Annotated in this window: 10 protein-coding genes; 9 read left to right on the forward strand and 1 reads right to left on the reverse strand. The window is 45.0% G+C overall.

Annotated elements, in window-relative coordinates:
• Nucleotides 1–197: 197 nt before the first annotated feature.
• From DW251_RS06830 to DW251_RS06870, 9 genes are all read left to right on the forward strand, one after another.
• Nucleotides 198–1,193, forward strand: a complete 996-nt coding sequence (locus DW251_RS06830; RefSeq protein WP_118300541.1) for a hypothetical protein — start codon at nucleotides 198–200, stop codon at nucleotides 1,191–1,193.
• Nucleotides 1,194–1,352: 159 nt separating this feature from the next.
• Nucleotides 1,353–3,440 (forward strand): M28 family peptidase, encoded by a 2,088-nt coding sequence (locus DW251_RS06835; protein WP_118300542.1) that lies wholly within the window; start codon nucleotides 1,353–1,355, stop codon nucleotides 3,438–3,440.
• Between the two features lie 18 nt (nucleotides 3,441–3,458).
• Nucleotides 3,459–4,094, forward strand: a complete 636-nt coding sequence (locus DW251_RS06840) for a GNAT family N-acetyltransferase (protein ID WP_021871273.1) — start codon at nucleotides 3,459–3,461, stop codon at nucleotides 4,092–4,094.
• Between the two features lie 168 nt (nucleotides 4,095–4,262).
• Entirely contained in the window at nucleotides 4,263–5,348 is a 1,086-nt protein-coding gene (gene leuB, locus DW251_RS06845; RefSeq protein ID WP_118300543.1) for a 3-isopropylmalate dehydrogenase, read from the forward strand.
• A gap of 79 nt (nucleotides 5,349–5,427) precedes the next feature.
• The gene (gene ilvD / locus DW251_RS06850; RefSeq protein ID WP_021871271.1) at nucleotides 5,428–7,092 is read left to right on the forward strand and encodes a dihydroxy-acid dehydratase; all 1,665 of its coding nucleotides are present in this window, start codon (nucleotides 5,428–5,430) and stop codon (nucleotides 7,090–7,092) included.
• Between the two features lie 41 nt (nucleotides 7,093–7,133).
• Nucleotides 7,134–8,816, forward strand: a complete 1,683-nt coding sequence (ilvB, locus tag DW251_RS06855; protein ID WP_118300544.1) for a biosynthetic-type acetolactate synthase large subunit — start codon at nucleotides 7,134–7,136, stop codon at nucleotides 8,814–8,816.
• Between the two features lie 319 nt (nucleotides 8,817–9,135).
• Nucleotides 9,136–10,218 (forward strand): 3-phosphoserine/phosphohydroxythreonine transaminase, encoded by a 1,083-nt coding sequence (serC, locus tag DW251_RS06860; RefSeq protein ID WP_118300545.1) that lies wholly within the window; start codon nucleotides 9,136–9,138, stop codon nucleotides 10,216–10,218.
• 15 nt (nucleotides 10,219–10,233) lie between these two features.
• Complete coding sequence (locus DW251_RS06865; protein WP_021871268.1) at nucleotides 10,234–11,397, forward strand: phosphoglycerate dehydrogenase; 1,164 nt, start codon at nucleotides 10,234–10,236, stop codon at nucleotides 11,395–11,397.
• 57 nt (nucleotides 11,398–11,454) lie between these two features.
• Nucleotides 11,455–12,693 (forward strand): DUF1015 family protein, encoded by a 1,239-nt coding sequence (locus tag DW251_RS06870; protein WP_118300546.1) that lies wholly within the window; start codon nucleotides 11,455–11,457, stop codon nucleotides 12,691–12,693.
• 47 nt (nucleotides 12,694–12,740) lie between these two features.
• Here the strand turns inward: DW251_RS06870 and DW251_RS06875 are convergent, their stop codons facing one another.
• Nucleotides 12,741–13,811 carry a M23 family metallopeptidase gene (locus DW251_RS06875; protein WP_118300547.1) on the reverse strand — a complete coding sequence of 357 codons (1,071 nt, stop codon included), beginning with the start codon at nucleotides 13,809–13,811 and terminating at the stop codon, nucleotides 12,741–12,743.
• Nucleotides 13,812–13,989 lie beyond the last annotated feature (178 nt).

Genomic DNA, 13,989 nt, shown 5'->3' on the forward strand with positions numbered 1-13,989 from the left:
GCTTCATCATTGCGATGGAGCTTTTTTTAACCCCATTTCCTTTAAACTTTCTGATAAAATCGTAAGGAAAACTTTATTGACAGTATAAGGGAAAACAGATACCCTTAGAGTAGAGAGAGAAACCTGTTTGAACAGGTGTGTGCATTAAAAATTTGTTTTGATGCATAGATGGTTTGTGAGAAAAAGGAGGAATAAAAATGGCATACAGCAAAAAAAGACTGATCGCTGCTGCAATGGCAGGCGTACTTGCAATGATGAGTGCTTTTCCAGGTTATGCAGCCAGCAGAAAAAAGATCACATCTGTATCAGTGAGCATTAAAGCGGATATTGAACCGGAGACTGATTTTGGACAGGAGATCATTGAGATCGAAAGCAGCAGCAACCGCTATAGTGTGGATGGTTACGAGATCTTAAATGAAGGATTTTACTGGACAGAAGATATGACACCGGAGATCCGGATCACCCTGACAGCAGATGATGATTATTATTTTACAGCCCTTACAAAGGATAAAGTTACATTAAAGGGCGGCGCGGAATTTAAAAAGTCCACCAGACAGCAATCCAGCTCTGTTTTGCTGTTGGATGTTACCCTTTCTTCTCTCCAGAACAGCTTGAAAGATATGGAAGGAATTACTTTATCAGATAATGGAATTGCTACATGGCCGGCTATCAGTACAGCAGGAAGTTATGAGGTTCGTGTATACAGAGAAGGAAAGATCGTAGGAACTTCTTTGGAGACCAATACCAATTCCGCTAACTGCAGGGAACGTATGATGAAACCAAATGAAACCTATATGGTAAAGGTACGTGCGGTCAATAAGTACGATCCTACTGTAAAAGGTGACTGGACTGAGTCAAACAGCGTTTATATCAGTGGAGAAAAAGTAGCACAGTTTAAGGCAGATCCCAATGCATCCAATGTAAATACAGCTTCCGGTACTACCGGTGAATGGAAACAGGGAGCGGATGGAAGATGGTGGTATCGCAGAGCAGACGGCACCTATCCTGCAAATAAGTGGGAAGAATTAGGCGGAAAGTGGTACTTCTTTGATGAAAACGGTTATATGAAGACCGGCTGGATCGACTGGGAAGGAAAGAGCTACTACTGCTCTGAAAACGGTGATATGCTCACCAACTGCATGACACCGGACAATTATCTGGTAGGTGAAGACGGAGCTTGGATCGCCCAGTAAGTTTTCGGTAGAACATATTATTAAGAAGTTTAAGCCGCTGCAAAGTGTAAAAAGACATTTTGCAGCGGCTTATTTTGTGTTATTATAAATGCAGCATTTGAGATAGATGTGTTCTCATACAGAGATTAGAAGAGTACATAGAAGAAAGAGGACAGAAGAATGAACAGTTTAAGGGAATGGGAAGAAGCCTTTGGACAGGCTGTTGATGTAAAAAAATCTTACGATCTTGCAAAAAGAATGGAAGGACCAAAGACCAATCCGGTGCTTGGATACCGCACAGCCGGCTCTAAAGCAGAGTGGGAGACAGGAGAACTGCTTTTAAAAGAAATGCAGGAAATGGGCCTTCAGAATGTTCAGAAGGACAAGATCAAAGTGGACAGCTGGGACTTTCATCACGCAGTCCTTCGTTACCGTGATAAAGAAGGAAAAGAATACGAATTTCAGTTAGGTGCCTACCAGACCGATTTCCATACAGAAGGTTTTCAGGAATTTTCTATGGTCTACTTAGGACGGGGCACAGCGGAAAATTATGAAAATATAGATGTAAAAGGCAAACTGGTGCTCATCGATATCAACCAGAGAGAAGAATGGTGGATCAATTTCCCTGTTTACCAGGCTCATTTAAAGGGAGCAGCTGCGCTGATCGCTGTCCAGGATCAGGGATATGGGGAGATCCATGATACTTCCTTAAATGCCCAGGACATTGCAGGTCCCAAAGAAGCGGCTGCTTTCTCCATTTCCCAGGCAGATGCAGCTATTTTAAAAGAAGACATGGGAAATATGGAAAAAACTGGAAATTATACAGGAGATTTTAAGGAGATCCAGGTATTATTTGATGCCCAGTCTACAGTGATCCGTGACCGGGAGTCTTATAACATTACCGGTATGATCCCGGGAGAAGAGCCGGAGCAGATGATCATGCTGTCTGCCCATTATGACTCTTATTTTACTGGTTTCCAGGATGATAACGCAGCTGTTGCCATGATGCTTGGAATTGCAAGGACCTTTATCGATATGGGATATAAGCCAAGAAAAACTCTTGTATTCTGTGCTATGGCAGCAGAAGAGTGGGGTGTGGTAGACTCCAAATATGATTGGTCCACCGGTGCCTACGAACAGGTATTTACCGCCCATCCGGAGTGGCAGGGAAAGGTGATCGCAGACTTTAACTTCGAGCTTCCGGCCCATGCCCATGGAAAGAAGGATGCAGTCCGCTGTACCTATGAATACGCTTCCTTTATGAAGAAGGCAACCGAACATATCCAACCGTCTAAAGAGGCATACCCGGAAGGCCTGGAAGTCCACTTCCCCATCCAGACCTGGTCCGATGATTTTTCCATTGCCATTGCAGGTATTCCATCCTCTGTAAATGAGTTTAGCGATGGAGAGTTTATGGAGACCCATTATCATTCCCAGTTTGACAATGAAGATTTCTATGATGAGCCGGTTTACCGCTTCCATCACAATCTTTATGGAAAGCTGGTGCTGGCATTTGACCATACAGCAGTAGTACCTATGGACTTTGAACGGCTGTTTGCAGCAGTGGAAGACAGCGTGGACAGAAAGCTGTGTGAAAAGACAGAGGCAAATGAGACGGTCCTGTTAGAACGCCTGAAAAAGGCAAAAGAGCTGGGACGTCAGTTATATGACCAGATCCAGAAGATCAATGAAACTTACAAAAACCTTCTGGAAGCAGGAAAATATGAAGAAGCAAAGGCCATGGCAGCCGAATATGCAGCCTTAAACAGCTCCCTCCTTTATATCTTCCGCAAGGAACAGGACTATTTTGTCCGCTTAAACTGGCATGATGATGTACTGTTCCCTCAGCAGGGAGTAGGGGAGAACCTGAAAGTCATTTACAAGGCTCTCGGCTGCTTAAAAGAGGATGACCCGGAAGGCGCTTTGGAAGCCGTTTATGAGATCGACAACAACCGGTATGCCTTCCTGTTTGACCGGGAAGTATTCCGTTATTTTACAGAGTATGTATTAAACCAGCCTGCAGACCGGTTAAAATGGGGCTATGGCCGTATTATCCACCACGAAAACCTGTATGATCTGGTAGTAAGCTTAAAAGAAAAGAATAAACTGCAGAAAGCAGGAGAAAGACCGGATCAGGAAGAAGAGTACAAGATCCTGCTCCAGGCGGCAAATGCCCAGGAGCAGTGCTACCGGGATGATATTGATTATATGGCATCTTCTGTGGAGAAGCTTTTAGCTGCCATGGAAGGCTGCGTTCAAAAACAGTAAGGAGAATAGACATATAGTATGGAAAGTCAGACGTTATACAGAGTAAAGAAAGAAGACCTGCCAAAACTGGAAAAGCTGTTGGTGAAATGTTTCGCCCATGACCCTTTATACTGCAAGCTGATACCGGAAAAAGAGACCAGGGAGCGGCTGCTGCCGGAGCTTTTTAAGTGTGATCTTACGGAATTTATTGAAACCTGTGAGATCTATTCTGACAGCGAGGAAATGAATTCCCTGTTGGTGGTATCGGATGAGTCAGAGCCTTATAATCCCCTTACCTTTTATCTGACAGAAGCCTGGGCCAGCTTGAAAACAGATGAATATCTGATCAAAGAGGACCCAAGCCTTAAGACCTTGTGGAATTTTATGAGAGGCCGTGATTACTTAAATTCACGCTGGACAGACCAGCTTCACCAGGAAGAACGTCTTCATGTGATCTACCTGGCAGTGGATCCTGACATGCAGCATCATGGTCTGGCGGCCATCCTGATGGAAGAAGTGATCCATTATGCCCAGGAGCATCATCTTATGGTTTCACTGGAGACTCACAACCCGGACAATGTGCCTATGTATGAACATTTTGGTTTTAAACTTTTTGGCATTGTCCAGAAGCATTTTGATTTAAAACAGTACTGCCTGATCCGTGAGATCCAGTAGAAATATGATTTAAAGTTATACCGGCAATTCCAAACATGTATATTTTGTCATAGGGAAAATGACCTGGAACAGTTGAAATGAAGCCCCAAATGAGATATGATTGATAGAAATTACAGTTATTACATAATGTATAACCAAAAGGAATAATAAACAGAGGGGATAATAATTATGAATTATAATATCGTTGCAATTCCAGGAGATGGTATTGGCCCTGAGATCGTAAGAGAGGCTAAAAAGGTATTAGATAAAGTAGGAGAAGTTTACGGACATAAGTTCAATTATACAGATATTTTAATGGGCGGCTGCTCCATTGATGCATATGGTGTTCCGCTGACAGATGAAGCCCTGGAAACAGCCAGAAATTCAGATGCAGTGCTGTTAGGAGCTGTAGGCGGTGATGTTGGCAACTCCAGATGGTATGATGTAGCACCTGAGTTAAGACCGGAAGCAGGACTTTTAAAGATTCGTAAAGGTTTAGGACTGTTTGCAAATATCCGTCCGGCGTATCTTTTTGAGCAGTTAGCAGATGCGTGCCCATTAAAGAAAGAGATCATTGGAAACGGCTTTGATATGGTCATTATGCGTGAACTGACCGGCGGTGTTTACTTCGGAGCAAGAAGCACCGAGGAAAAGGACGGAGAACTGTACGCAGTAGACTCCATGCCATACAGCGAGCATGAGATCCGCCGTATTGCAATCAAAGGTTTTGAGATCGCTATGAAGCGCCGTAAAAAGCTGGTAAGTGTTGATAAGGCAAATGTGTTAGACACTTCCCGTTTATGGCGTAAGGTTGTAAATGAAGTTGCAAAGGATTATCCGGAAGTAGAAGTAAGCCACATGTTAGTTGACAACTGTGCAATGCAGCTGGTTATGAACCCGGGACAGTTTGACGTAGTTTTGACTGAAAACATGTTTGGTGATATCCTTTCTGATGAAGCAAGTATGATCACCGGTTCTATTGGAATGTTATCTTCAGCAAGCTTAAATGAGTCCAAGTTCGGTCTGTATGAGCCAAGCCATGGTTCCGCACCGGATATTGCAGGAAAAGACATTGCAAACCCATTAGCAACTATTCTTTCCGCAGCAATGCTTCTTCGCTATTCCTGTGATCTGGACAAAGAGGCACTGGCAGTAGAAGCAGCTGTACGTCAGGTACTGGCAGACGGATACCGCACCGGCGATATTATGTCAGAAGGCTGTACCAAGGTTGGAACCACCCAGATGGGCGATCTGGTTGCAGAGCGTATCCACTAATTAAGTATTCAGAGAAAAGGGCATATTTTCCCGAAAAGAAAACTGGAAAATGTGCCAGAATTTCAGGAGGATAAAAAATATGAGAAGTGATGCAGTAAGAAAAGGGATGCAGCAGGCACCTCACCGTTCTCTTTTTAATGCACTTGGTATGACAGAAGAAGAAATGAACAAGCCATTAGTTGGTATTGTAAGTTCTTATAATGAGATCGTTCCGGGACATATGAACCTGGACAAGATCGTAGAAGCTGTAAAATTAGGCGTTGCCATGGGCGGCGGTACTCCGGTTGTATTCCCGGCTATTGCAGTCTGTGACGGTATTGCCATGGGACATGTTGGCATGAAATATTCCCTGGTTACCAGAGATCTGATCGCTGACTCTACAGAATGTATGGCAATGGCTCATCAGTTTGATGCGTTAGTCATGGTTCCAAACTGTGACAAGAACGTTCCTGGTCTGTTAATGGCAGCAGCAAGATTAAATATCCCAACTGTATTTGTCAGCGGCGGCCCAATGCTTGCAGGCCACGTAAAGGGATGTAAGACCAGCCTTTCCAGTATGTTCGAGGCAGTTGGCGCCTACGCAGCAGGAAAGATGACCGAAGAAGATGTAAAAGAATATGAAAATAAGACCTGTCCAACCTGTGGTTCCTGTTCTGGTATGTACACCGCAAACAGTATGAACTGCTTAACAGAGGTTCTTGGTATGGGACTTCGTGGAAACGGAACCATTCCAGCTGTTTACTCTGAGCGTATCAAGCTGGCTAAGCATGCAGGTATGCAGGTAATGGAGATGTTAAGAAGAAACATCCGTCCAAGAGATATTATGACAAAAGAAGCATTTATGAATGCTTTAACCATGGATATGGCTTTAGGATGTTCTACCAACAGTATGCTTCACTTACCGGCTATTGCACATGAGGCCGGCGTTGAGTTAAACGTAGACATTGCAAATGAGATCAGCGCAAGAACACCAAACCTGTGCCACCTGGCACCTGCAGGCCACACCTACATCGAAGATCTGAACGAGGCAGGCGGAATCTACGCTGTTATGAATGAGATCAGCAAGAAGGGCCTGTTAAATCTGGACTGCATGACTGTTACAGGAAAGACCGTTGGAGAGAACATCAAGGACTGTGTAAACAAGAACCCGGATGTCATCCGCCCAATCGACAATCCATACAGCCAGACCGGCGGTATCGCTATCTTAAAGGGCAACCTGGCGCCAGATTCAGGCGTTGTAAAGCGTTCTGCAGTTGCTCCTGAAATGTTAAAGCATGAAGGACCGGCAAGAGTCTTTGACTGTGAGGAAGACGCTATTGCAGCTATCAAGGGCGGCAGGATCGTTGACGGTGATGTTGTTGTGATCCGTTATGAGGGACCAAAGGGCGGTCCTGGTATGAGAGAAATGTTAAACCCAACTTCTGCTATTGCAGGAATGGGACTTGGCTCTACGGTAGCACTGATCACAGACGGACGTTTCTCCGGAGCTTCCAGAGGCGCTTCCATTGGACATGTTTCTCCTGAGGCAGCTGTAGGCGGCCCGATCGCTTTAGTAGAAGAGGGAGATATCATTTCCATTGATATTGATAATCATCAGTTAAACGTACTGGTTTCTGATGAAGAAATGGCAGCCAGAAAGGCTAAATGGCAGCCAAGAGAGCCTAAGGTAACCACCGGTTATCTGGCAAGATATGCTTCACTGGTAACTTCCGGTGACAAGGGCGCTATCCTTCAGGCAAAATAAGGACAGCATACAGGATTATTTCGTAAAGGAGCACAGGACAAATGAGTAAATTGACAGGTGCGGAAATCGTTATAGAATGTTTGAAAGAACAGGGGGTAGACACCGTTTTCGGATATCCGGGCGGTGCCATCCTGAACATATATGATGCGCTGTATCAGCACCAGAATGAGATCACCCATATCCTTACATCTCATGAACAGGGCGCTTCCCATGCAGCAGACGGATATGCCAGAGCAACCGGAAAGGTAGGCGTATGCCTGGCAACTTCCGGCCCTGGTGCAACCAACCTGGTAACAGGTATTGCTACTGCATACATGGACTCCGTTCCAGTAGTGGCTATTACCTGTAACGTGGCAAACAGCCTCTTAGGTAAGGACAGTTTCCAGGAGATCGATATCACAGGTGTGACCATGCCGATCACCAAGTACAATTTCATTGTAAAAGACATCAACAGGCTGGCAAAGGTGATCCGCAGAGCCTTCGTCATCGCCCAGAGCGGAAGACCGGGCCCTGTTCTTGTAGATATTACCAAGGACGTAACTGCGGCTACCACGGATTATGAGTATCAGGAGCCGGAGAAGATCGAGCCTCAGACTGATACTATCAGAGAAGAAGACGTGGAACGTGCTTTAGAGATGATCCGCAAGGCACAGAAGCCATTTATCTTCGTAGGCGGCGGCGCTGTTATCTCCAATGCGTCTGAAGAACTGCGGGTGTTTGCACACAAGATCCAGGCGCCGGTTGCAGACAGTTTAATGGGTAAGGGCGCATTTGACGGTACTGACGAGCTGTATACAGGTATGGTTGGTATGCACGGAACCAAGACTTCCAACTACGGCATTACAGAGGCAGACCTGTTAGTAGTAGTTGGTGCCAGATTTAGTGACCGTGTGATCGGAAATGCATCTAAATTTGCGAAAAATGCAAAGATCTTACAGATCGATATTGACCGTGCTGAGATCAACAAAAATATCAAGGTTGACGCAAGTATCATTGGAGATGCCAAGACCATTTTACGCCGGTTAAATACCCATCTGGATCCGATCAACCATGACGAATGGATCGCTCATATTGAGCGTATGAAAGATATGTATCCTCTGCGTTATGACAAGAACGTACTGACCGGTCCTTTCATTATCCAGACTGTAAATGAAGTGACCGACGGGGACGCTGTGATCGTAACCGAGGTTGGACAGCACCAGATGTGGGCTGCCCAGTATTATAAATACCGTCAGCCGAGAACTCTCCTTACTTCCGGCGGACTGGGAACCATGGGATACGGCCTGGGCGCTTCTATTGGCGCTAAAATGGGCTGCAAGGATAAGACGGTCATCAACATTGCAGGTGACGGCTGCTTCCGTATGAACATGAACGAGATTGCTACAGCTACCCGTTACAATATCCCGGTGATTGAACTGATCATCAACAACCATGTATTAGGTATGGTGCGTCAGTGGCAGACTCTGTATTACGGAAAGCGTTATTCCCAGACTGTACTTAACGACTCTGTTGATTATGTAAAGATCGCAGAGGCAATGGGCGCAAAGGCTTACAGAGTGACCCAGAAGGAAGAACTGGCTCCTGTATTAAAAGAGGCCATCTCCTTAAATATCCCGGTTGTTATCGACTGCCAGATCGGCTGCGACGACAAGGTATTCCCAATGGTATCTCCTGGAGCACCGATCGCAGATGCATTTGATGATACAGATTTGAAAATTAACTAAATAATTTTCAATGATTTATTTAAAACTAAAAAAAGTTTCAGATAAATTTAGCTTGAAAAATAAAATGAAACGTTGTATAGTAATTTCTAACACCTTGGAACGTTACCATGTTATTGGTTTATACTGATAAAGTAAGAAAAAAGATAGGATTACTTATACAAGGGCGTATATACACAGGTGGCTTCTCTGTGTGATGCAGGAAAATTTTCCCATTTGCATCATGCAGGGGAGCCGCTTGCATATATAGATAAAAGGGTGCACAAAAATTAAAAATAATAAGCACCAAATATTCCAAGAGAATTCCAAGAGGAGGAAAACTATGAGCAGAGTTTACAACTTTTCAGCAGGACCGGCAGTTTTACCGGAAGAAGTCCTGAACGAAGCAGCAGCAGAAATGCTGGACTACAGAGGTACAGGAATGTCAGTAATGGAGATGAGTCATCGATCTAAGTCATATGAGACCATTATTGAAGATGCTGAATCAGATCTGCGCGATCTCTTGCACATTCCGGAAAATTATAAGGTGCTTTTCCTTCAGGGCGGCGGTTCTACCCAGTTCGCCATGGTTCCTATGAACCTGATGAAGAATCGTGTGGCAGATTATATCATTACCGGACAGTGGGCAAAGAAAGCACACAAAGAGGCATCTATTTACGGAAAGGCAAATGCCATTGCTTCCAGTGCTGACAAGACTTTCAGCTATATTCCGGATTGCTCCGATCTGCCTGTATCTGAAGATGCAGATTATGTGTACATCTGTGAAAATAATACAATTTACGGAACCAAGTTCTGGACTCTCCCGAATACAAAGGGAAAACTGTTAGTAGCAGATCAGTCTTCCTGCTTCTTATCTGAGCCTGTGGACGTATCCAAATACGGCCTGATCTTTGCAGGCGCACAGAAGAACGTAGGACCTGCAGGTACTGTTATCGTTATCATCCGTGAGGACCTGATCACAGAAGACGTATTAGAGGGAACCCCAACTATGTTGCGCTACAAGATCCATGCAGATGCAAAATCCCTTTACAATACACCTCCTACCTACGGTATTTACATGTGCGGAAAGGTATTTAAGTGGTTAAAGGCAAAAGGCGGCCTGGAAGAGATGAAGAAGATCAACGAGGAGAAAGCAAAGATCCTTTACGACTTCTTAGACGAAAGCAAGCTGTTTAAGGGCACTGTAGTAAAGAAAGACCGTTCTATCATGAACGTACCATTTATCACCGGAAATGAAGAACTGGATGCCTTATTTGTAAAAGAGTCAAAGGCAGCAGGTCTTGAAAACTTAAAGGGCCACAGAACCGTAGGCGGTATGCGCGCAAGTATCTACAATGCAATGCCAAAGGCCGGTGTAGAGAAGCTGGTTGAGTTTATGGCTGACTTTGAGAAGAAGCATCTGTAAAGAGGAGAGAGTATTATGAAAAAGATCCATTGCTTAAATCCAATTGCAGCCTGCGGAACGGACCTGTTCCCGGCTGATTATGAAATGACCGACAACAAAGCAGAGGCAGATGCCTTTTTAGTACGAAGCGCTTCCATGCATGAAATGGAGCTGCCTGAGGGACTTCTGGCAGTAGGCCGTGCAGGCGCAGGTGTAAACAATATCCCGTTAGATGAGTGCGCAAAGGCCGGTGTAGTTGTATTTAACACACCAGGTGCTAATGCAAACGGCGTAAAAGAGCTGGTTCTTGCAGGTATGTTTTTAGCATCCCGTGACATTGTAGGTGGTATTAAATGGTGCCAGGACAATGCAGAGGATGAAAACATTGCAAAAACAACCGAAAAGAGCAAAAAGGCTTTTGCAGGCTGGGAATTAAAGGGCAAGAAGTTAGGTGTTATCGGACTTGGTGCTATTGGTGCTGAGGTTGCCAATGCAGCTACCCATCTGGGAATGGAAGTTTACGGCTACGACCCATACATCTCCGTCAACGCAGCATGGAGACTTTCCAGAAATGTAAAGCACATCACCAACGTGGATACTATTTTCCAGGAGTGCGATTATATCACCGTTCATGTGCCGCTGTTAGAGTCTACCAAGGGCATGATCAACAAAGAAAAACTGGATATGATGAAGGATGGCGTGGTGATCTTAAACTTTGCAAGAGATACTCTTGTAAATGATGATGATATGGCCGCAGCACTGGAGGCTGGAAAAGTTGCCCGTTATGTCAGCGACTTCCCAAATCCAAAGGTAGTACATATGAAACATGTGATCCTGACTCCTCATCTGGGCGCTTCCACAAGAGAGTCTGAGGACAACTGTGCAGTAATGGCAGTACAGGAGATCACAGATTATCTGGAAAATGGTAATATCAAGAATTCTGTTAATTATCCGGCCTGCGATATGGGCGTATGCCAGGCAGCAAGCCGTATTGCCGTTCTTCACATGAACATTCCTAACATGATCGGACAGATCACTGCCATCCTGGCAGCCCAGGGCGTGAACATTTCTGATATGACCAATAAGAGCCGTGATAAGTATGCTTATACCTTATTAGATCTGGAACACAAGCCGGAAGAGACTACTGTAGAGAAATTAAAGGCCATTGAGGGCGTTTTACGGGTACGTGTAGTGAAATAATGTTACAGATGTCATGACCGAACTGTAACAAATAAAGGTGATCAGAAGGAGAAGAAAGTGGCAGTAGTAAAACCATTTATATGTATCAGACCTGCAAAGGAGAATGCAGCTAAGGTTGCAGCTCTTCCTTATGACGTATACAACCGGAAAGAGGCATGTGCGGCAGTAGCGGGAAATCCTATTTCTTTCTTAAATATTGACAGGGCAGAGACTCAGTTTTCCGATGATGTGGATACGTATGCAGACTGTGTATACGAAAAAGCAAGAGAGCTTTTAGATACCCAGATCGCAGAAGGGGTATATGTTACAGATGCAGGAGATCATTATTATCTGTATGAACTGACCATGGATGGACGCAGCCAGACAGGTATCGTTGCCTGCAGTTCCATTGATGATTATGTAAACGGTGTGGTCAAAAAGCATGAGAACACCAGAGAAGACAAGGAAATAGACCGTATCCGCCACGTAGATACTGTAAATGCCCAGACAGGCCCTATTTTCCTGGCTTACAGACAGAATGAGACCTTGAAGGCCATCGTAGCAGAAGAGAAGGCAAAACCGGCTCTCTATGATTTTGTATCTGATGACGGCATCCGCCACAGAGTGTGGAAGATCAATGATCCGGCACAGACAGAAGCCATTGAGGCGGCATTTGCGGCAATTCCGGCTACCTATATTGCAGACGGACACCACAGAGCAGCTTCCGCTGTGAAGGTTGGCTTAAAGCGCAGGGCGGAAAATCCTGGATACACAGGAGAAGAGCCATTTAACTACTTCCTGTCTGTTTTATTCCCAGATGAGGAACTGATGATCCTTCCATACAACCGTGTAGTGAAGGACTTAAACGGGCTGAGTAGGGAGCAGTTCTTTGAGGCTGTAAAAGAAAAATTTGAACTGGAAGAAATTGGAAAAGAACCATATGCTCCAGCTGAAAAAGGAACCTTTGGCATGTACTTAGACAACACCTGGTATGCTTTAAAGGTACTTCCTCAGTACAAGAGCGCTGACCCGGTAAAGGGTCTGGATGTTTCCATTTTACAGGACCAGCTGTTAGGACCGGTACTTGGCATCGGTGATCCAAGAACCGACAAGCGTATCGACTTTATCGGCGGCATCCGCGGTTTAAAAGAGCTGGAACGCCGTGTAAGCGAAGATATGGAGATTGCCTTTTCCATGTATCCAACTTCCATTGAAGAGCTTTTAGCAGTAGCAGACGCAGGCCTTTTAATGCCGCCTAAGTCTACCTGGTTTGAGCCGAAGTTAAGAAGTGGATTATTTATCCACAGATTAAGTTAAATAAGTTGATTTGAGGCCGGCCGCACGATTGTGCGGCTGGTCTTTTTCTATGCAGTGGGAACATCTTTCGTCTGATATACCCGCCTCCATTCTTTGGTGCCCTCTACTTTTACAGCTTCACACTGGTTCCTGCGCAGGAATTTGACCAGTTCGTAGCAGTTGATCCAGATCTCATGGTCACTTTCTTTCTGTGACTCGTCAAAGACCAGTTCCAGGCCGAAGTGAAGGTGGGACTCTTCGATATTGTTGGTATTTTCTTTGGAACTGTAGCCGGTGCGCCCCATATATCCGATGACATCACCGGCCTGGACAGCGCTGCCTTCTTTTAAATTGGACTGGAAGGGGTAGTTTTTGCGCAGGTGGGCGTAGTAATAGTACCGCTTTTTGTCAAAGCTGCGGATACCGATCCGCCAGCCCCCGTACTGGTTCCAGCCCAGTGCTTCCACATAGCCGGACTCCACTGCGATAATGGGAGTTCCCACCTGCCCCATCATGTCATGGCCTAAGTGGCGGCGCTTGAAGCCATAGCTGCGGGAGACTCCGAAATCATCAAAGTCGTTGTAAGGAAAGTTCTTTGCCAGTGGGAAGAAGGCTTTCAGTCCGTATTTTGTGACCCAGACGGTATCAGTATTTTGCGCAGATTGCTGCAGCATTTCCGGCACTTCATCCGCCGGGATCTCTGCCTGGAATGTCCCTACCATTCCGTCTAACACCGCCCCATAAGCCTGTCTGTAATAGTCATAATATTTCATATCGCTTGTCAGTTCTTCCATGGTCATTTCACCATTGATCAGCTGTTCCGCCACCTTTTTCATATCACTTTTCTTATATCTGGAAAAATCCCCGCCATAGCGTGTTCCAAGATACGCCAGCAGGTCCACCCAATTTAAATGAACCTCTGCCTGGCAGGTATCCACATCGTACCGGAACGCCTGCTCCAACGCTTCACAGGTAACATTAAAATCCACCCATTTAATAAAATCACCGGAAGTCTGGAAAATACCAGCCTGCCGGTCCGTTCTTTTCATAAAAAGGCAAAGACATAAAAGAACCAGGACAAAAAGTTCCGTACCGATAAAGAAAAATGAACGAAATGAACGTTTTCTGGAAAAAGACATAATATCCCCCTTTTGTTCTGGAGCAAGTTTGCTTAAGATACCTGTACCCATAATCATATGCTGATTATGACTGGGATATGTTTCTTACAAGGGGTTCCCTTGTTACAAAAGGAAAAATATGGTAAGATAATGAATAGATTGGCCATGTTAAATGGTCCAAGATCAGGCAGTATAAAAT

The sequence above is a fragment of the Clostridium sp. AM22-11AC genome, assembly GCF_003473545.1.
In the GTDB taxonomy this organism is placed as follows: Bacteria; Bacillota; Clostridia; order Lachnospirales; family Lachnospiraceae; genus Enterocloster.

Excerpts from the sequence above, each read along its gene's own strand:
- DW251_RS06830 (WP_118300541.1), top strand. The coding sequence starts at position 198 with ATGGCATACAGCAAAAAAAGACTGATCGCTGCTGCAATGGCAGGCGTA.
- DW251_RS06835 (WP_118300542.1), top strand. The coding sequence starts at position 1,353 with ATGAACAGTTTAAGGGAATGGGAAGAAGCCTTTGGACAGGCTGTTGAT.
- DW251_RS06840 (WP_021871273.1), top strand. The coding sequence starts at position 3,459 with ATGGAAAGTCAGACGTTATACAGAGTAAAGAAAGAAGACCTGCCAAAA.
- leuB (WP_118300543.1), top strand. The coding sequence starts at position 4,263 with ATGAATTATAATATCGTTGCAATTCCAGGAGATGGTATTGGCCCTGAG.
- ilvD (WP_021871271.1), top strand. The coding sequence starts at position 5,428 with ATGAGAAGTGATGCAGTAAGAAAAGGGATGCAGCAGGCACCTCACCGT.
- ilvB (WP_118300544.1), top strand. The coding sequence starts at position 7,134 with ATGAGTAAATTGACAGGTGCGGAAATCGTTATAGAATGTTTGAAAGAA.
- serC (WP_118300545.1), top strand. The coding sequence starts at position 9,136 with ATGAGCAGAGTTTACAACTTTTCAGCAGGACCGGCAGTTTTACCGGAA.
- DW251_RS06865 (WP_021871268.1), top strand. The coding sequence starts at position 10,234 with ATGAAAAAGATCCATTGCTTAAATCCAATTGCAGCCTGCGGAACGGAC.
- DW251_RS06875 (WP_118300547.1), bottom strand. The coding sequence starts at position 13,811 with ATGTCTTTTTCCAGAAAACGTTCATTTCGTTCATTTTTCTTTATCGGT.